This window comes from Amycolatopsis oliviviridis (genome assembly GCF_014654365.1).
In the GTDB taxonomy this organism is placed as follows: Bacteria; Actinomycetota; Actinomycetes; order Mycobacteriales; family Pseudonocardiaceae; genus Amycolatopsis; species Amycolatopsis oliviviridis.
In genome coordinates this window covers 503,327-522,351 of the sequence record NZ_BNAY01000008.1, presented here as the reverse complement: position 1 = coordinate 522,351, position 19,025 = coordinate 503,327, and the positions used below count along the sequence as shown (strand labels likewise).

Annotated in this window: 18 protein-coding genes; 11 read left to right on the top strand and 7 right to left on the bottom strand. The window is 68.5% G+C overall.

What is annotated here, in order from left to right; translation table 11 throughout:
- Positions 1–741 (top strand): HNH endonuclease signature motif containing protein (locus IE302_RS32215; RefSeq protein WP_229908063.1); only part of this gene is annotated, 741 nt, incomplete at its 5' end.
- A gap of 89 nt (positions 742–830) precedes the next feature.
- Here IE302_RS32215 and IE302_RS32210 read toward each other — a convergent pair.
- Positions 831–1,760: a helix-turn-helix domain-containing protein gene (locus IE302_RS32210; RefSeq protein WP_191258195.1), complete on the bottom strand. Its 930-nt coding sequence runs from the start codon at positions 1,758–1,760 to the stop codon at positions 831–833.
- Between the two features lie 184 nt (positions 1,761–1,944).
- Here IE302_RS32210 and IE302_RS32205 point away from each other — a divergent pair, with 184 nt between their 5' ends.
- Together IE302_RS32205 and IE302_RS32200 are read left to right on the top strand one after the other, a co-directional pair.
- Positions 1,945–3,147, top strand: coding sequence for a cytochrome P450 (locus IE302_RS32205; RefSeq protein ID WP_191258194.1), 1,203 nt, complete (start codon positions 1,945–1,947; stop codon positions 3,145–3,147).
- Positions 3,148–3,152: 5 nt separating this feature from the next.
- Entirely contained in the window at positions 3,153–3,329 is a 177-nt protein-coding gene (locus tag IE302_RS32200) for a ferredoxin (protein ID WP_191258193.1), read from the top strand.
- 56 nt (positions 3,330–3,385) lie between these two features.
- Here IE302_RS32200 and IE302_RS32195 read toward each other — a convergent pair whose 3' ends face one another.
- Positions 3,386–3,937, bottom strand: a complete 552-nt coding sequence (locus tag IE302_RS32195; RefSeq protein ID WP_191258192.1) for a snapalysin family zinc-dependent metalloprotease — start codon at positions 3,935–3,937, stop codon at positions 3,386–3,388.
- 195 nt (positions 3,938–4,132) lie between these two features.
- On the opposite strand from IE302_RS32195, the gene IE302_RS32190 reads away from it, so the two are divergent.
- The 6 genes from IE302_RS32190 (at position 4,133) to IE302_RS32165 (ending at position 11,035) form a co-directional block, all read left to right on the top strand.
- Positions 4,133–6,772, top strand: a complete 2,640-nt coding sequence (locus tag IE302_RS32190; protein ID WP_191258191.1) for a P-loop NTPase fold protein — start codon at positions 4,133–4,135, stop codon at positions 6,770–6,772.
- Positions 6,773–6,807: 35 nt separating this feature from the next.
- The gene (locus tag IE302_RS32185) at positions 6,808–8,562 is read left to right on the top strand and encodes a substrate-binding and vWA domain-containing protein (protein WP_191258190.1); all 1,755 of its coding nucleotides are present in this window, start codon (positions 6,808–6,810) and stop codon (positions 8,560–8,562) included.
- A 1-nt stretch (position 8,563) separates the two neighbouring features.
- Positions 8,564–9,079 (top strand): hypothetical protein, encoded by a 516-nt coding sequence (locus tag IE302_RS32180; RefSeq protein WP_191258189.1) that lies wholly within the window; start codon positions 8,564–8,566, stop codon positions 9,077–9,079.
- Positions 9,080–9,129: 50 nt separating this feature from the next.
- Positions 9,130–9,495, top strand: coding sequence for a hypothetical protein (locus tag IE302_RS32175; protein ID WP_191258188.1), 366 nt, complete (start codon positions 9,130–9,132; stop codon positions 9,493–9,495).
- A gap of 27 nt (positions 9,496–9,522) precedes the next feature.
- Complete coding sequence (locus IE302_RS32170; RefSeq protein WP_020633979.1) at positions 9,523–10,224, top strand: Crp/Fnr family transcriptional regulator; 702 nt, start codon at positions 9,523–9,525, stop codon at positions 10,222–10,224.
- 121 nt (positions 10,225–10,345) lie between these two features.
- A complete protein-coding gene (locus IE302_RS32165) occupies positions 10,346–11,035 on the top strand; it encodes a hypothetical protein (RefSeq protein WP_191258187.1) in 690 nt (229 codons plus the stop codon).
- Between the two features lie 155 nt (positions 11,036–11,190).
- Here IE302_RS32165 and IE302_RS32160 read toward each other — a convergent pair whose 3' ends face one another.
- From IE302_RS32160 to IE302_RS32145, 4 genes are all read right to left on the bottom strand, one after another.
- On the bottom strand, positions 11,191–12,636 hold the full coding sequence (locus IE302_RS32160; protein ID WP_191258186.1) for a DUF1996 domain-containing protein: 1,446 nt from the start codon (positions 12,634–12,636) through the stop codon (positions 11,191–11,193).
- Positions 12,637–12,876: 240 nt separating this feature from the next.
- Complete coding sequence (locus IE302_RS32155) at positions 12,877–14,394, bottom strand: tripartite tricarboxylate transporter permease (protein WP_191258185.1); 1,518 nt, start codon at positions 14,392–14,394, stop codon at positions 12,877–12,879.
- Positions 14,394–14,891 (bottom strand): tripartite tricarboxylate transporter TctB family protein, encoded by a 498-nt coding sequence (locus IE302_RS32150; protein WP_191258184.1) that lies wholly within the window; start codon positions 14,889–14,891, stop codon positions 14,394–14,396. The genes IE302_RS32155 and IE302_RS32150 overlap by 1 nt, the downstream gene beginning before the upstream one ends.
- Entirely contained in the window at positions 14,888–15,856 is a 969-nt protein-coding gene (locus IE302_RS32145) for a Bug family tripartite tricarboxylate transporter substrate binding protein (RefSeq protein ID WP_191258227.1), read from the bottom strand. The genes IE302_RS32150 and IE302_RS32145 overlap by 4 nt, the downstream gene beginning before the upstream one ends.
- A gap of 132 nt (positions 15,857–15,988) precedes the next feature.
- Between IE302_RS32145 and IE302_RS32140 the strand changes: the two genes are divergently transcribed.
- Both IE302_RS32140 and IE302_RS32135 read left to right on the top strand, forming a co-directional pair.
- A complete protein-coding gene (locus IE302_RS32140) occupies positions 15,989–17,536 on the top strand; it encodes a sensor histidine kinase (protein WP_191258183.1) in 1,548 nt (515 codons plus the stop codon).
- Complete coding sequence (locus IE302_RS32135; protein WP_191258182.1) at positions 17,533–18,195, top strand: response regulator; 663 nt, start codon at positions 17,533–17,535, stop codon at positions 18,193–18,195. Before IE302_RS32140 ends, IE302_RS32135 begins: the two co-directional genes overlap by 4 nt.
- Positions 18,196–18,239: 44 nt before the next feature.
- Here the strand turns inward: IE302_RS32135 and IE302_RS32130 are convergent, their stop codons facing one another.
- Positions 18,240–19,025: an isocitrate lyase/PEP mutase family protein gene (locus tag IE302_RS32130; protein ID WP_191258181.1), complete on the bottom strand. Its 786-nt coding sequence runs from the start codon at positions 19,023–19,025 to the stop codon at positions 18,240–18,242.

Sequence of the window (19,025 nt, the reverse complement as noted above, 5' to 3'; positions counted from 1 at the left end):
GCCGAGCACCATCGCGACGGTCGCCGCCTCACCCTGCGCCAAGGCGAGACCGGGGTCGCGTCGATCGAGGTCGAGGACGGCCCGGTCGAGAAGGTCACCGCCGCTTACCGGCGGATCGACCGTGAGGCCCGGGCCCTCAAGACCGGTGGCGAGACCCGCACCCTGGATCAGCTCCGCGCGGACGTCGCGCTCGATCTGCTGCTTGGCAGCACGGGCGGCACCAGCGAACGCGCTGAGGTGTTCCTGTACATGGACCTGGACACCTACCTCGCCCTCAACGACGACCCCGCCGAACTCGCCGGACACGGCCACATACCGGCCGCGTTGGCCCGGCACATCGCCACCGGCCCGAACACCGTGCTCCGCCGGATCATCACCGACCCGCTCTCCGGACAAGTCCTCGACCTCGGCCGCGACCGCTACCGGCCCACCGCCGGTCTCGACGAGTTCGTCCGCGTCCGGGACCGCGAATGCCGAAGACCCGGCTGTCACCGCGTCGCCCAGGCCTGCGACCTCGACCACACGCTGCCCTGGCAACACGGCGGCCACACCAACGCCGACGACCTCATCGCCCTCTGCCGCCGAGACCACCGCCTCAAAGACGAACCCGACTGGACCTACACACTCGCCTCTGACGGAACCCTCACCATCACCACCCCCACCGGCCAAACCCACGACAGCACGCCGCCCCCACTCCACCAACCCCGCCCACACACCGCCGAGGAGCCACCACCGTTCTGAACCCGTCGCCAAAAACCGGCGACGACCGGAGTGCGACACGGAGCCCGCATCCCACCGGCAAGCCATCGCCGAAAAACGGCAATCGCCACTCACGACCCCAAAGCAGCCACCTGCGCCTCGGTAAGCCGTTCCACCAACGGAACCGCCCGATACTCCCCATCGCCGGAACCGGAACAAACCACCCTCACCGGACCGGCGATGTGCGGATACTCCTCCACAGCCCGCAAAGCGCCCGAGACCCGCTCCCCGGTCCACCCCAGCGCGGACGCGAGCGCAGGGACGGAAAGCGAGCGTCCGGCGTGCAGCAGCGCGGCGAGCACCGTCAGCGCGTCGCCGGCGTAAACGGCGACCCTGTCGTCCAGCATGACTTCGTTGATCCGCGCGTGGAACCGTGAGAGGTCGTCCATGCGCGCACCCGCGGGCGTCGAGACGCCGAAGACTTCGGCGCCCTGGCGGGCGATCTTGACCCATTCCTGGTTCGCCCGGATGCTCTCGGCCCATACGCTCTGCGGCATCTCCTCGTCGATGACGTACCGCTCCCGTCGCCCGTCCCGTTCCCGTCTGAGCATCGCCTGCGTTTCGAGGTAGCCGACGGCGTTCGAGACCGAGGCGGGGCTGACCTGAAGCCGTCGGGCGAGTTCGGCCGCGCTCAGCACGCCGTCGTCGCTGACGGCCAGGCAAGAGAGCACCCGGGCGACCATCCGAGGCAGTCCGGTCGCCACCATCATTTCGGCGAAGTCGAGTTCGAAGGCGCGCACGGCCTCGGGGTCCCGCCCGTACCCGTTCTCGACGACGGGGGTGGCCCGCGGCTGTGGTTTCCGGCGCCGCGCTCGTTCCCCGGTCACCCGGCTCGCTTCTTCGGCGCGGTACCCGGAATGGCCGCTGTTGCGCGCGACCTCGCGGCTGATCGTCGACGTCGGGCGCCCGAGTCGTCGGGCGATTTCGGCGTACCCGAGGCCGTCCTTGAGCCAGGCCGCGATCAGCCGGCGGTCCTCCTGCGTCAGCCTGCCACCCGGCATGGGCACCTCCCTGTGCGTTCACTCGCAGATCATTGCAACGACTCGTTGCATTCACTGACACGACCGTTGCAACGATTTCCGGAAATCTACCAGCAATAATGCTGAAAAAGCCAGCCATTATCTTTGAGTGATCCCTGAATGCAACGTAGCCTTTTGTCATCGCTGAAAACTGGGAGGAACAGCAATGACGACTTCGGTACCCCATCTGACGGAGGTGCCCCTCGAACGGCCGAAGGGATGCCCGTTCGACCCGCCCGCCGAGCTCGGCCCGCTGCGCGACGAGCACCCGCTCGTCCGCCTGACGTTCCCGGGCGGCCACGAGGGCTGGCTCGCGACGGGGCACGCGCTCGTCCGCGACATCGCCGCGGATCCGCGGTTCAGCGCGCGGCAGGAGCTGATGCACTCACCGCTGCCGGGGCCGGCCGCGATGGTGCAGCCGCCGCCCGCGCCGCCGGGGATGTTCATCAAGATGGACGACCCCGAACACGGCCGATACCGCAAGCTGCTCACCGGCAAGTTCACCGTTCGCCGGATGCGGCGGCTCACCGAACGGGTCGAGCAAGTGGTCGCCGAGCATCTCGACGCGATGGAGCGGCAGGGCACGACGGCCGACCTGGTGACGGCTTTCGCGCAGCCCATCCCGGCGCTGATGATCTGCGAACTGCTCGGCGTCCCCTACGAGGACCACGAGTTCTTCCGCCGCAACGTCCTGCCGCTGAACCTGCCGGACGCCCCGCTCGCGGAACAGGAAGCCGCCATGAACGCGCTGGGGGAGTACCTCTACCGGCTCGTCGTGGCGAAGCGGGCCGAGCCGACCGACGACATCCTCGGTGACCTCGCCGCCACCGAACTCACCGAGGAGGAGCTCACCAGCATCGCGTTCCTGTTGCTGGGGGCCGGTTTGGACACCACGGCCAACATGCTGGGGCTGGGCACCTTCGCGCTCCTGCGGCACCCGGACCAGCTGGCTCTCCTGCGCGAGGATCCCGAGAAGATCGAAGGCGCGATCGAGGAACTGCTGCGCTACCTGGCGATCGCGCACACCGGCGCGCGCACCGCGCTGGAGGACGTCGAAATCGGCGGGCAGCTCGTGAAGGCGGGGGAGGTGGTCGCGATCTCGGTGCTGGCCGCCAATCGTGATCCGCTCAAGTTCCCCGAACCCGACAAGCTCGACGTCGAGCGGAAGACGGCCGGGCATCTGTCCTTCGGGCACGGGGTCCACCAGTGCCTCGGCCAGCAGCTCGCGCGGGTCCAGATGAAGGTCGCGTTCACCGGGCTTCTCGACAGGTTCCCCACGCTGCGCCTGGCCGTTCCGGCCGACGAGATCCCGCTGCGGTCGGATTCCGACATCTACGGGGTGTACGCGCTCCCGGTGGCGTGGGACTGATCGCGATGCGACTCGAAGTCGACCGGGAACGGTGTGTGGGCGCCGGAATGTGTGTGCTGACCGCGCCCGAGGTGTTCGGACAGGACGAAGAAGACGGCCGGGTCCGCTTGCTGGATCCGGAACCGGCCGAGGTCGGCGACGCCGTGCAGTTGTGCCCGGCGTCGGCGATCAAGGCGAGCTAGCCGCCATCCGGGCCAGGGGGTGCCGGGCGGGCACCCCCTGGCCCGGATCGGCGGGATCAGCCGATTTCGGCGAGGACCTTGCCCTCGTCGGCGTTCCGCGCGGCGGTGCCGGCGTAGTTCCGCTGGACCTGGGCCTTCTCCTGGGCGTTCGGGTTCACGTTGGCGCAGCTGACGCCACCGGTCGAACCGGACATCAGCGACGAGCACGGCCCGGGCTTCACGTCGGGCAGGCCGAGGCTGTGGCCCAGTTCGTGCGAGGCGATCCGGGTCTTGTTGTAGCCCTGCTGGACGGCCTGCCTGCCGTACCAGACGGTGACCGTGCCGTTCGGGCGGACCGGGCCGAGGGTGGCGCGCGGCCAGCCGTTGTCGGCGATGATCCGGATGTTGACCCGCTGCCCCGGTGTCGCCTTCACCAGACGGACGTTGGTGACGTTGGTGTTCCAGACGTTGACGCCGGCGGCAACGTCTGCCTTGAACTCCGCGGCCTGGCTGTCGTCGTAGGTCAGGGTGGTCGCCATGATCTCGGCGGCACCGGCGGAGGGTGCCGAGAGCACCGAGATGGAGAGCGCGGCGCCGGTGAGCACCGCGGCGAAGGTACGTCGAAGCACGTTGAACTCCTCGCGTTTAAGGCGTGCTGGAATTTCGGAGCAGTGTCGACACTCTTTTGTTCTGGCCGAAGGATTCTCTGAGTGATCCTTCGTTGCCTCCGCGTGATGTTAGGACCTGTCAAGGTTGTCGGGGTACCCGCCGATAGTCGCCTGTCGTTAACCAAGATCTTGACGCGACCGGGAGACTGTGCCGTTATGACGACGGCGCGTTTCACCGGACACGAAGAACCGATCCTCGCGGTCGCGGTGAACGGAAACCGCCTGGTCACCGGGGGTGCGGACCGGACGGTCCGGGTCTGGGACCTGGAGACCGGCAGCCAGCGGATCGTGCTGAGCGGCCACGACCGGCCGGTGCTCGCGGTGGGTATCTCGGGCAGGCACGTGGTCGGTTGCGATGGGGCGACGGTGCGGCGCTGGCGGCTCGACGGGCACGAGGCGCGGCCGCCGGAGGTCCAGACCACCAAGCGGACCGTCGCGGTCGCGGTGGCGAACGATTTCGCCGTGTCCGGCGCGGGAAGCGTGGTCGAGGTCCGGCGGCTGGACGGCGTGACCGTACGCGGCCTCCGCACCGGCGGCCCGGAGGTCGAATCGATCGCGGTGACCCCGGACGGCCGCGTCGTCGTCGCGGGCGACGACACCGGCGGTGTCCGGTTGTGGGACCGGGAAGTCGTTTCCCACTACCGGTTCGGCGGCGCGGGCGCGGTCCGGGTGGTCGCGATCTCGGCCGACGGCGAGCAGGTGCTGTCCGGTGAAGGCGAAACGGTCCGGCTGTGGGGGCGCAAGGGTGATCCGGCGCTCGTCTTCCCCGGTCACGTCGGAGTGGTGCGGACACTGGCCTTCAGCCCGGACGGCAGACTGGTGTTCTGCGGCGGGTCCCGCGGCGAAGCCTGTGTCCGCGCGATCGACGACCCGGCCGGATACACCCTCCTCAAGGGACATCGCGGGAACGTCCGCGCGATCGCCTGCACGGCGGGCAACGAGAAGATCGTGACGGTCGGGGACGACCGCACGATCCGGGTGTGGGACCGCTTCGGCAATCAGATCGACGGCACCGGTTTCGTCGAGCCCAAACCCGGGCGGGCGCGCCCGCGGATCACGCCCGACGTCGAGAGCTCCGTCGACCTGATCGGTTTCCAGGACGACGTGCGCACCCTCGCCGCCGTCATCGCCGACCGCGAGACCAGCCCGCCGTTGTGCGTCGCCCTGCTGGGCCCTTGGGGTTCCGGCAAGTCCAGTTTCGTGCGGCAGGTGACCGACCGGGTGGCCGAACTGGCCCGCCTGTCCCGCGGCGCCGCCGCCACCAGTGTGTTCGCGGGCGAGATCCGGCAGATCCGGTTCAACGCCTGGCAGTACCACGACGACCACCTGTGGGTCGGGCTGGTGGACCATCTGTTCCGGAACCTCGGCGCGCCCCGGGCGCACGCGGACGCCGGCGAGGTCCGTGCCGAACGCGAACTGCTGCGGACCAGGCTCGCGGGCCTGCACGCGGTCAAGGCGGACTCGCCGTTCACCTGGCGCTGGCGGCTTCTGGTGTCCGGCGTGGACCGGGCCGAACGCAGGCGGCGCCGGTGGGCCGTCGCGGGCTACGCGGTCTTGGCGGTGCTCGGCATCGCCGGGGTGATCACCGGCTGGGCCTTGTGGCACAACGCGATCCTCGCCGCGGCGGGCGCCATCGTCGCGCTCGGGGCCGTGCTGACCCCGGCGCTCACCACCGCCAGGGCGGCTCTCGCGCCACTGAAGTCCACATTGGACCAACTGCGGAGCGACGTCGACAAGCGGTCGGAACGGTTCGAGACCGAGGTCCGGGAGACCGAGGAACGGCTCCGGCGGCTGGACGCGGCCACCCGGCTCGGCGACCTGATCGAAGCGGCGAAGACCGGCCGATACGGGGACTACCAAGGGGTTTTCGCCCGCGTCCGGGAAGATCTCGCGGACCTCAGCGCCGATCTGGTGGACGCGCGGAACGAATGGCGGCAGGCGGGCGCCAAGGGCGATCCGCCGCTGGAACGGATCGTGCTCTACATCGACGACCTCGACCGCTGCCCGCCGTCGAAGGTGATCGAGGTGCTCGCCGCCGTGCACCTGCTGCTGGCCCTGCCCGCGTTCGTCGTGGTGGTGGCTGTCGATCCGAGATGGTTGCGGCGATGCCTCGACCAGCACCACGAAGGACTCTTCGGTGCCGGGGAAGCCGGGAAAGCCGGGCGGGCCGAGTACCTCGACAAGATCTTCCAGATCGTGTTCGCCTTGCGTCCCCTGGGAGCCGCGGCGGACGAGCTGATCGACGTCCTGATGCCGATCGAGGGACGGGGACCGGCATCGCGCGGGCACGAAGAATGGCCGGAGGACGACGCCGCCGCCGAACGCGGGGAAAACGGCGAACCGGTCGAGGTCCTGGTCGAGGACAAGACCCCGCCGACGTTCTACAACATGCGACCGGACCGGTTACGGCTCACCGAGGTCGAACGCGATTTCGTCCACCGGTTGCGGAAAAGACTGAACACGCCGCGCGAGATCCGGAAACTGGTCAACCTTTACCGGCTCGTGCGCATCGGCATTCCCGACGCGGAACTGGCGCGGTTCGTCGGCGGGCCGTACCGGGCGGTGCTCGTCCTGCTGACACTCTTGGTCGCCGATCCGGTCTCCGCGCGTTCCACGTTCATCGCGCTTTCCGGCGGCGAATCGTTGCGGGAGTCCTTTCCACCTGAATGGCGGCTAGACGTCGAATCCTTCGATGATCTAAAGGTCTATCGGAATTGGGTGGGCACTCTCGCCCGCTACAGTTTCGAAACCTACGATCTGGTGACCGAGGAAACAGAACCGGGGACGACGTCGTAGCTACACTTGCCCGCTACGACGGCGAGGGGGAGCGCATGCGGGGATCAGGCTGGCTTTCGCTCGTCTTCGGCGCGCTCGTCGGGACGCTCGTGATCGTCCTGCTCGCGACCACGGTCAGCGCGCCTTCGAACGCGGCCAGGACCGACTGCCTCCGCCTGGTCACCAGTTCCTCCACGGAGAAGGGCGACCTGATCGCCGAACTGGCCGAGCGGTACAACAAGACCGGCCGGACGTTCGACGACGGCCGGTGTGCGAAGGTCGAGGCGTTCAAGAAGACCTCGGGCGCCGCGCTCGACCTCATCGCCGACGGCTGGAACGACCTCGACGAGCACCAGCCCGAACCCCAGGTCTGGCTGCCGAGTTCGTCGCTCTGGCTCGATCTGCTGGGCCAGCGCGGAAAGGGCGAGCGGATCAAGCCCGGGCCGAAGACCTCGCTCGCGACCAGCCCGATGGTGATGGCGATGCCGGAACCGATGGCCGTCGCGATGGGCTGGCCGGGAAAGAGCATCGGCTGGAGTGACGTGCTGGAGGTGAACCAGAACGGCGGCTGGGGCTCGACAGGCGCGGCGAACGCCCAGTGGGGGAACTTCACGCTGGGCAAGGACAATCCGCGGCGGTCGACGTCCGGGCTCGCCGCGACCATCGCGACCTACTTCGCGGCGACGGGCGGCGACTACGACAAGATCGGGACGCCGGACGCCGTCCGGTTCGTCCGCGGCATCGAGGCGTCGGTCGCCTACTACAGCGACGATTCGGTGGCCTTCCTGAAGACGCTGTACGAAGAGGACCGCAAGAAGCCCACGCCCTACATCAGCGCGATGGCGATGCAGGAGCAGATGGTCTACCTCTACAACCGCGGCGTGCCGACCGGGGATCCCGCGCAGCTGAACGGGAACCCCGTCGCGCCGGTGCGCCCGCTGGTCGCGGTGCCCCCGAAGGAAGGGACGATGCTGATCGACCATCCGTTCCTGATCACCGCGAACGCGTCCCCGGAGCAGCAGGCCGCGGCGAACGATCTCTACGCCTTCCTCCTGGAACCCGATCAGCAGAAACGCTTCCGTAACCTCGGGTTCCGTGACCCCGGTGGCACCGGGAGCCCGGAACTGGCCGAGGTCGTGCGCACCCGGGAGACCCCGGGAATCCCGAAGATCGGCGTCCCGACCGGACAGCAGATCCAGAAGATGCTGGACGGCTGGGAGTACACGCAACGGCGCGGCCGGATCCTGCTGGTGCTGGACCTTTCCGGCTCGATGAACGATCCCTTCGACAAGAACCGCAAGGACAAGCCGTACGCCGAACGCCGGATCGACCTGCTGAAACCCGCGATCAAGAAACAGCTCGAGTACCTGCATCCCGAAGACGAGGTCGGGTTGTGGACGTTCTCCGACGGGCACGAGGAGAAAATGCCGATCGGCAAGGTGAAGAACGTCCGCGGTTCCCTGCTCGACCTGGTCGGGAACCTGACCCCGAAAGGGAACACGTCCCTGTACGAGACCGTGGTGGCCGCCAACGACAAGATGCGGCGTGAGTTCGACCCGAACCTGATCAACGCCGTCGTCTTCCTGACCGACGGTGAGAACACCGGGGCAGGCTCCCGGGAGCAGGTGCTGCAGGCCGTGGACGCGGAACGGCTGGACAACTCCGTCCGGATCTTCACCATGGCCTACGGCGCGCAGGCGGACAGCCGCGTCCTCGACGAGATCGCGCAGAAGTCCAAGGCCCGCAGTTACCAGGCCGTCGACCCGCAGGGCATCGACAAGATGTTCGTCAACGTCTTCAGCAACTTCTGACATGGCCGAGTACGACAACCGCCCGTTCCACGTCGTCGCCGTGGTGCTCGCGCTGATCGCCGGGCTGATCGGCCGCGCGGTGACCTACCCGCATCCGCAGGCCTGGCTGTTCGGCGCCGCCGCCGCGCTCGCCGTGCTGGTCCCGGCCGAGACCGCGTTCTTCGTGCTGAACGGCAGGCGACGGAGACCGGCCAGGGAAAAGCGAGCGCCGGAACCCGAAGGCCACGGCCACGACCACTACAGCCTCCTCGGGCGGGCGCTGACGGCCATCGAAACGGCGCGGCCGGGCGAGACGGAGCTTTCCGGGGCTTTCCGGCGGGCGGTGGCGATGCTCGAGAAGCGAAAGGGCGAAAGGTCGGAAGGCGTCCTTCAGCTGCACCTGACGGTCAGGCAATTGACCATGAAACTGGAGCGATCGGTGCAGGACGAGAACCCGGACCAGTTGATGCTCGGCCAGCGGATGCACCTGTTCCAGGAAGTGCTCGAAGACGCCATCGGGGCGGCCGAACCGAGGTGAGTGTTCGGTGCCGAACAGACTACGGCCGTGCGTCATGCTGATCTGACAGTATGCCGTTGATCGGGCGCCGGGTTGTCGAGGGCGTGGAACATGTGGTCGTACCGGTGGAGCACCGGTTCAGCCTGGAGGAGGCCGTGCTGGCGGTGATGGCCGCCAAAAGCACCGTGCGGCCCGCTCCAGGAATCAAGGTCGCTCCGCTGAAGGTGTCGGAGGTACGGTCAGCGCTGCTCTATGCGGCGAAACACGCCGATAGGCGACACCAGATCGTGGACAGCTACTTCGTCGAGGCCGAAGACGGACCGTTGCACCGGTTGGCCGAGTGGATCAGATTGGAACTGGTCCGGCTGGGCATCTTCACCACCCACGACGGTTCCGTCGCCGGATCGGGTGGCCGATTCGGTTACTCTCCGCGATAGGTGTTCACGACTGCCTGGGAGGGTTTCGTGGGTTTGGGCCCGGAGGCCGCCGAAGAGAGAGAACGTCCGTTCCTGGAGCGGCTGGACGAACCCGTCCGTGCCCGGTTGCTGGAGATGGGTACCCCGCAGACCTACGAGAGCAGACAGGCGCTGATGCGTTCGGGCGAACCCGGCGACTTCGTCATGCTGCTGCGGCACGGCTATGTGAAGGTGACCAGCGCCGACCGGATGGGGGCGACGGTCATCCTCGACGTCGGCGTCCCCGGTGATCTGCACGGCGAGATCGCGGTGATCGCGGGCGGCATCCGGATGGCCGACGTCGTCGCCATCGAGGAGGTCCACGTCCGGCGGATCGCGGCGAGCGAGTTCAACCGGTTCCTGCTGGACCATCCGGCGGCGATGCGGGAGGTACTCGTCAGCGTCGCCCGCCGGTTCGTGCTCGCCCAGCGTCAGCGGACGCAGTCCTGGAAACCGCAGGCGGTGGCGAGGGTCGCGACCCGGCTGGACTACCTCGTCGACGTCTGTGGCATCCGGACACCCGCCGGCTGGCGGATCGGGATCCCGTTGAGCCAGGACGAACTCGCACAGTTCATCCCGATGGGGCGGACCATGGTCGCCCAGGCACTGGACAAGCTCCGGAAGGCGGGAGTTGTGGCCAGTTCGCGCCGTGCGATCACCGTTGTCGATCGCGAGGCACTGCGGGTGATCACGGAAAAAGGTGTGACTTAGCTCACTGGCGTTGACCATCGCGGGGTCAGGTTTTGTTCGGTTCCGAACAGAACTTCCGGTGAGGAGTGGGAACACTGCTTCCTGCCGCCAGTTTTCACCGATCAGGGGAGGGGTCGCAGAGATGCAGGTGCTGACCTCAGGCCAATACAACGCGCACACCCACGCCGTGCTTTCCGTCGACATCGTCGGGTCGTCCAAGGCCAGTGACGACCTGCTGGACCCGATGAAGACCGAGATGGAAACGCTGGTTTCCCGCTCCTTCAACGCGGTGGGACTCGCTCCGGGGGAAGCGCGTCATTTCCGGGAGACCGGAGACGGGCTGATGGTCGCGTATCCGGACCACGCCGTCGGCCAGCTCTGCGAGGTCGTGTTCCACCTGGATCATCTGCTCCGGACCCGCAACCGCTACGCCCGCGTCCCGATGCGGGCGCGCGTGGCGGTCCACATGGGACCGATGGCGGACAACCACCGGTACCACCGCACGTACATCACCCTGACCCGGTTGCTGTGCGCCTCGACCTTCAACGACGCCGTCGGCTACTGGTGCCGTTCCGACCCGACGGGTGACAAGTTCGGCGCCGGGATGATCGTCTCGCAATCCGTGTGGCGCAACGTGGTCGAGCCGTTCGGGGTCGCGCTGGTCCCGCCCGCCCGCTGCGCCCGGATCAGCGTCACGACCCCGGACTTCGCGGACAGCGCGTGGATCCACTTGCCCGGCCTGGACGCCGAAGCGGTCCTGGCCGAACTCAACCCCGCCGTCGCGGTGCCGCTCGTGTTCAACCGGGTGAGCCGGTTGTCGACGACGGCCTGACCCCCAAGGACCGGGCGGTCCGGTTTCCAGGGAGGGAAAACCGTATCGCTCGCCGGTCTCTGGCCCGGTACCCCTACGCCGGGCCAGGGACCGGACCCCGGCGCGGGGGTGGGGGCGCGGGTCATCCCCACCGCGCCCCCACACAGCGCTTCCGCCTACTGCCGGCAGCGCTTACCGCTGTTGACGCACTTCACCAGCTGGTTCATCAGCCGTTGCGACATGACGTTCGCGAAGTCGTCGTGATCGGAGCGGGGGTTGTGCTTCTCCTGTGCGAAAGCGTCGACCGCGTACTGCCCGGCCGCCTGGATGGCAGGCGGGATGTCGTACACCAGGGTGATCCGCAGCTGCGGCACGTTCTTGAAGCCGCGCGGGCAGTTCCCGTTGCGGTCCCCGAACACGATGTGCGTGCGGTGGTTGGCGCTGTCGGTGTTCTTCCCGTCCCAGCAGTTCGGGAACGAGTGGATCCGGGTGACCTTGCTGCCCTGCGGGCAGATCGGGTACAGCTCGGTGAGCCGGTCCTCGAAGCCGCTGCAGGTCCAGCTGGGCCGGGCGTTGGCCGGGCCGTTGGTGCTCTGCTTGGCGTCGCCGTAGAGCACGCGCAGGAACTTCGGCATCGCGACGACGCGGCGGGCGCCGCCGCTGGTGAAGGTCAGGTCCACCTTCGCGGGCCGCTGGATCTCGCCTTCGTTGTTCCCGATCTCGTTGTTGCCGTCGACGCCGGGCAGGTCCGCGGCCTTGCCGTCGGACTTCTTCTTCTCGGCGTCGCCCGCGGCGTTGACGTTGCTGTTGTCGCCGCCGTTGTCGAGGCCGCCTTCGCCGTTCTGCTTCACCGCACAGGTGGCGAGCTGGTCTTCGTTCTTCGAGACCTGCTTGCCCGCCTGCCGCATGGTGTCGCTGATCTTCTTGATCGACGGCTTCCGCTTGTTCTTCAGCTCGTCGAGCACCTGACCGGCTTGATTTCCTTGCGCCAGCTGGTTGTTCGCGTTGTCGGACTCCTGGTCGAGTTTGTCGAGGTTCTCGTCGACCGCGGGCGCGGCCTGGTCGGGGACCTCGCTGAGTTCACTGAGTTCGCTGGCGACGTCGGGGCAGTCGACCTGAGCGGCGGCCTCGTCCTTGGCCGCGTCGACGCGGTCGGCGGCGAGTTTCTCCTCGTTCGCCGCCTCGTTCTCTTCCTCTTCCTCGGTGTTGATCCGGATGACCGGCCAGAAGTAGGCCGACTTGTCCCCGTTCTTGCAGGTGGTGCCCGCGCGCAGCAGGCTCTTGTTGTTCGAGTCGGCGTTGGTCGAGAGGTTCCCGACGTAGTCGTGGAGGTGCTCGGCTCCATTGCGGACGCCGGGCTGAGCGATGAAGTTGTCGCCGTTGAAGTGGCCGTTCTCGTTGCGGCCGCAGTCCACGGTGAACGTCCCTCGGGCGCCTCGTTTCGCGAGGTCGAGGTTGACGTTGTTGCCGCGGGGAACCTTCTTGATGTCGATGAAGAACGACTTGTCCGCGCCGTCGGCCCTGGCCGCGTCGGGGGTACCGGTCGTGTTGACCACGACGATCCCGCCGACGGCGAGGGAGAGCGCGATGGCTCCCGTGGCGACCTTGGTCCGGCGTGCCATGCGGTGGCGACCGGCGGTTCTTTGGTTACGGGGCATGAACTTGTTCACCTCGTTCGGTGTCGTTGCGCGGAGCCCGGGGGAGCGGCGCCGGCAGCGCCGGTGTCACTGACTCCGCGTTGGCTGAAACGGCTCCGAACGAGAGGCGGTTCAAAAAGCGATCTTGCCGTTACCTTTTCGTTATCTGCAGAAAGGGGAAGGCCCGGCCTCGGGGCAGTCGAGGCCGGGCCGGATTCCCACTGGTCAGGCGTCCACCTTGTCCTTGGGCTCCGCCTCGGTGGCGGTGGGACGAGCAGGCAGGAAGCGCTTGATCAACGGGAAGAACAGGATCGCCAGGATGATCACGTAGACCACGATCGCGAACGGGGTGTTGACCAACCCGGTCAGGCTGCCGTCACTCAGCTGCAGCGCGCGTCGCATCTGCTGTTCGGCGGCCGGGCCGAGGATGACGCCGATGATCGCCGGCAGCACCGGGAGTCCGTAGCGGCGCATCGCGAACCCGATCAGGCCGATCACGAACATCACCAGCAGGTCGAAGATGTCCGCGTTGACCGCGTACGCGCCGACGCTGGCGAAGAACAGGATGCCCGCGTAGAGGTACGGCCGCGGGATCCGCAGCAGCTTCGCCCACAGCGGCGCCAGCGGCAGGTTCAGCACCAGCAGCAGCGTCAGGCCGACGAACAGCGAGGCGATCAGGCCCCACACCAGCGACGACTCCCGCTCGAACAGCAGCGGTCCCGGCTGGATGCCGTACTGCTGGAACGCCGCGAGCATCACGGCCGCGACCGCGGTGGTCGGCAGGCCCAGCGTCAGCATCGAGACCAGCGTCCCGGCGGCGGAGGCCGACGCCGTCGCTTCCGGACCCGCGACACCTTCGATGGCGCCCTTGCCGAACTCGTCCTTGTGCTTCGAGAGCCGCTTTTCCGTGACGTAGGAGAGGAAAGTCGGGATCTCCGCGCCGCCCGCGGGCACCGCGCCGAACGGGAACCCGATGAGCGGCCCGCGCAGCCACGGCTTCCAGGTCCGCTTCAGATCGGCGCGCGAGAGCCACGGCCTGCCGACCGGGATCGGTTTGAACGCGTTGCGCCGCAGGTGCGCGGCGACCCAGAGCGACTCGCCGACCGCGAACAGCGCGACCGCCACGATCACCACGTCGATACCGTCGGCCAGGTGCAGCGAGCCGAAGGTCAGCCGCTGCTGGCCGGTCATCTCGTCGAGGCCGACCAGGCCGATGGTGAGGCCGATCAGCAGCGACGCCACCCCGCGGATCCGGGAACTGCCGAGCACCGAGGTGACCGCGATGAACGCCAGCACCATGATCGCGAACAGATCCGGCGCACCGATGTCGACGGCGTGCTTCGCGATCACCGGGGCCAGCACGACCAGCGCGATCGTGCCGAGGATGCCGCCGACGAAATGCCCGATCGCGGCCGCCGCAAGCGCTTGCGCCCCTCGTCCCTTGCGGGCCATCGGATTGCCGTCGATCGCCGCGACCACCGCCGCGCTCTCACCCGGGGTGTTCAGCAGGATCGACGTCGTCGAGCCGCCGAACATCCCGCCGTAGTAGATGCCGGCGAACATGATGAACGCGCCGGTGGGCTCCAGCCCGTAGGTCACCGGGAGCAGCAGCGCCACCGCCATGGCCGGGCCGATGCCCGGCAGCACGCCGATCGCGGTGCCGAGCAGGACACCGATCGCCGCCATCGCGATATGGGTCGGGGTCAGCGCGGTACCGAAGCCGTCGATGAGCTGCTGGAACATCAGAACACCTCCATCAACGGGCCACCGGGGAGCGGGACACCGAGCAGGTTGTTGAAGACCAGGAAGGTCACGACGGACATGCCCGCCGCGATCAGCGGGTCCCGCACCAGGTTGCGGCTGCCGAGCGCGTACGCCGCGCCCCAGAACAGGATCGCGCCCGAGACCGGGAACCCGACCAGGCCGATCAGCGCCGCGTTGGCGAGGAAGGCACCGCACAGCAACAGGACCGTGCGCAGGTCGGCGGGCTCGCTGAGGTCGATGTCCTCGCCGCCCTCGGCCTCGCCCTTGCCGCCGCGCAGCACGTCGCGGGCCAGCAGCACGGCGACGAGCAGCAGCAGGGAACCGACCAGGATCGGCACCGCCTTCGGCCCGACCGGCCCGCGCTGGGCGAAGTCGGTGGGAATGCTCAGCGCGTCGGTGAGCACCAGCACGCCGAGCGCCAGGAGGACCACGCTCACCCCGAGTTCGGAGCGCTCCTTCAGCCACTTGGTCGTCATGCCAGACCCAGCTCTTTCAGCACCGTTGCCACTCGCGTGTTCTCCTCTTTGAGAAACGAACCGAACTGCTCCCCGGGCGCAAAGGCCCCGGTCCATCCGTTGCGCTGCAAGGCTTCCTGCCACTGCGGCGTCTTCTGCAGCCGATCGAACAGGCTGACCAGCTTCGCCCGGTCCGATTCGGTGATGCCGGGCGGCGCGACGATGCCGCGCCAGTTGGTGAACTTGACGTCGACCCCGGACTCCGACAGCGTCGGCGCGTCGATCCCGGGGATGCGCTTCTCGCTGGTCACCGCCAGCACCCGGAGCGTGCCCGCCGCGATCTGGTCGCGGTATTCGCCGACGCCGGAGACACCGAACGCGACCTTGCCGCCGAGGACCGACGCGAGCAGCTCGCCACCGCCGTCGAACTGGACGTAGTTGACCGCCTTGGGGGCGAGCCCGACCGCCTTCGCCATCAGCATCGGCGCCAGGTGGTCCGGGCCGCCGGGCGACGAACCGCCGCCGACCTGGACCGCGCCCGGATTCGCCTTCCAGGCCGAGATCAGCTGGCCGATCGTCTTGTACGGCGAGTCCTTGCCGACCACGACGATGTCCGACTCTTCGATCAGCTTCGCCACCGGCGTGGTGTCGAGCAGCGAAGACGGCGACTTGTTCGTGAACACGCTGCCGACGACGCCGAGACCCATCGACATGACGAGCTTGCCGTTGCCGCGTTCGGCCACCGTGCGGCCGAGGCCGACCGTGCCGCCCGCGCCGGGGAGGTTGAACACCTCCGCGTTGCCGAGCAGATCGGCGTCTTCCATCGCCTTGGTCGCCGTGCGGGCCGTGATGTCGTATCCGCCGCCGGGCGCGTTGGGCACGAGCACCCGCATCGACCGGATTTGCGAGCCCTCGTCGGCTTCGCTGCCCGGGGTGAGCAACGGTGGCACCAGCAAGACGGCGACGAGCGCCGCCGCGATGGCCAACCAGCTACTGGGCTTCACTGTGATCCCCGCCTCTCTGCCGCGTGGTTGGACATGTTGCACTCGTGTAAACAGAGATGTCCCGCTTGCGGGCCCAATGGTTGTTGTGGTCGTTTTGGTCACGCGGAGGTGGCGATGGGTGCTCGAGGTTCCTTGGCCCGCCAGCTCCTCGTGTGGCAACTGGTAGTCGTCACCTGCCTACTGTGCGCGGTGGGCGTCCTGGCCGTCACTCAGGCGGGGAACAATTTCCGCACCACCGAGGGGCGCCGGGTGCTCTCGGTCGCGGAGAGTGTCGCCGCGCAGGGCATCGTGGGCGATCTCGAAAACGGCTCGTTCGAACTCGCCGCGCCCGCGGAAACCGCGCGGAGCCTCTCCGGGGTGGATTTCGTCGTCATCGCCGACGCGGACCGGTACGTGCTCGCGTCGCCGTATCCCGATCAGCTCCGGACCCAGCTGGGGATCGGCGAGAGCACTGTCCTTTCCGGACGGTCGTGGGTCGGCGAACTCGACGGTTCGATCGTGGCGCACGTCCCGGTGCTGGACGAAAAGGGCGGCAAGGTGATCCGCATGGTCGCGGCGGGCTCGAAGTCGCCCGGCTTCTTCGCCGGTTTCCTCGACTCGCCGGACAACGCCCTGCGGGTGCTGGGGGTCGCGCTGGTGATCGGTGTGAGCGGTTCACTGCTGCTGGCGCGCCGGGTGAAGAACCAGACGCTCGGGCTGGAACCGCACGAGATCACCGCACTGGTGGAGAACCGGGAGGCGCTGCTGCACGGCATCAAGGAGGGCGTCGTCGGCCTTGACCCGCAGCACCGGATCACCCTGGTGAACGACCAGGCCCGCGAACTGCTGGCCCTCCCGGAGGACGCCGTCGGCCGGTCGGTCGAGGACCTCGACCTCAACGAGCGGATCCGCGACCTGCTCACCGGCCGCGCGACCGGCGCCGACCAGATCGTGCTGAGGCAAGGAAAGGTGCTGACGCTGAACCGGATGCCGATCGACGTGCGGGGCGCCGTCGTCACCCTGCGGGACCGCACCGATCTGATGACCCTGCGGGACGAACTCGACGCCAGCAGGCACGCCACCGACACGTTGCGGGCGCAGGCGCATGAGTTCAGCAACCGGCTGCACACCATCTCCGGACTGCTGGAACTCGGGGAATACGAAGAGGTCCGCGGTTACGTCAGCCGGATCAGCTCGGCGCAGGGGGAGTGGCGCGCCGAGGTCGGCTCCCGCGTCGGCGACCCGGCGGTGGCGGCACTGCTGATCGCGAAGGCGTCGCTCGCCGCGGAACGCGGGGTGGGGCTGCGGATGGCCCCGGACAGCGAACTGGACCGCGTCGAGGACGCGCTCTCCACGGATTTGGTGACAGTGCTGGGAAATCTCGTCGACAACGCGTTGGACGCGCTGGGCTCGGCCAAACCGGGCGGCGAGCAGGGCTGGATCGAGGTCGGCGTATGGCAGGAGGAGAGCGAAGTGCGGGTGGAGGTCCGCGATTCCGGGCCGGGAGTCGCTCCGGAGATCGCGGAGGAAGTGTTCGAGCACGGCTTCACCACGAAGGCCGCGGCGCACGGCCAGCGCGGTCTCGGGCTCGCGCTGATCCGGCAGGCGTGCGTCCGGCGGGGCGGTTCCGTCGAGGTGCACAACTCCGGCGGCGCGGTGTTCACGGCGAGGCTGCCGCGATGATCCGGGTGCTCGTCGTCGACGACGATTTCATGGTCGCGAAAGTCCACAGTGGATACGTCACGCGCACGGAGGGCTTCGCCGTCGCCGGTGTCGCGCACACCGGCGCCGACGCGATCCGCCTGGCGCGGGAACTGAAACCGGATCTGGTGCTGCTGGACGTCTACCTTCCCGACCTCGACGGGCTTTCCGTGCTGCGGGAACTGCGCGCCACCGAAAACGTCGACGTCATCCTGATCACCGCGGCGACCGACGTCGAAACCGTGCGGCAGGCGATGCGGGGCGGGGTCCTGCACTATCTGATCAAGCCGTTCGAGTACGCGTCGCTGCGTGATCAGCTCACCCATTTCGCGTCGCTGCACCAGCGGCTGGACCGGCTGGCCGAGGCCGGGCAGGCCGACGTCGACCAGGTCTTCGGCTCGCGGCCGAGCGCGAAACCCGTGCTGCCCAAGGGACTCACCGCGGAGACCGCCCGGCTGGTGGAAACCGCGCTGCGGGGCGCGGCGGGCGGGATGTCCGCGAGCGAATGCGCCGAGGCGACCGGCGTCGCCCGGGTGAGCGCGCGCCGGTACCTGGAGCATTTCGTGGCGACCGGGAAGGCCGAGGTGACGCTGAAGTACGGCGGGACGGGGCGGCCCGAGCGACGCTACCTCTGGTCCTGACCGCGTTTCGTCCTCTGAATGCGTGGGGTCACGCATTCAGAGGACTAAACGCGTGGGGTCAGGAGGGCGTTCAGGGCGCCGTAGTCGAAAGACTCCTCGAGGCGCGAGTACGTTCCGGCCGAGAAGAGCTCCCGGGCGCTTTCCCGCACGAGGGCGTACGCGCTCTGGCTGATCCCGGAACCGACGCTCACCCGCGCGACGCCGAGGCCGGCCAGTTCCTTGACGCTCGGCGCGCCGGGGTGGGCCATCACGTTCACCGGCGCGTCGATGCCCTCGACGAGCGCGGTGATCACGGCGGGATCGACGGCGCCGGGCACGAAGATCCCGTCGGCGCCCGCCGCCAGGTAGGCGGCCGCGCGTTCCAGCGTCTCCGGCACGCCGCCGAGCCCCCGGAGGAAGGTGTCGATCCGGGCGTTGACGAACACCTCGTCGCTCGCCGCGCGGGCCGCCGCGATCCGCGGGACCACCTCTTCGGGCGGCCGCGGCCCGTCCTCGATGTTGATCCCGACCGCGCCCGCCGCCACCACCGCGGCGACGGTTTCGGTGACGCCGCCGGGCGTGTCCGCGTGCCCGCCTTCGATGTCCGCGGTCACCGGAACCTTGGTCACGCGGGCGATCCTGGCGATCAGGTCCACCGCGAGGTCGCGGCCGATCAGGTCGCCGTCGGGGGCGCCGAGGCTCCACGCCACCCCGGCACTGGTGGTGGCGATCGCCGCGGCACCCGCGTCTTCGACGATCCTGGCGCTCGCGACGTCCCACGCGTTGGCCAGTACCAGCGGGCTGGACGGGACGTGCAGGGAGCGGAACAGCCGGGCGTTTTCGGTTGTCAT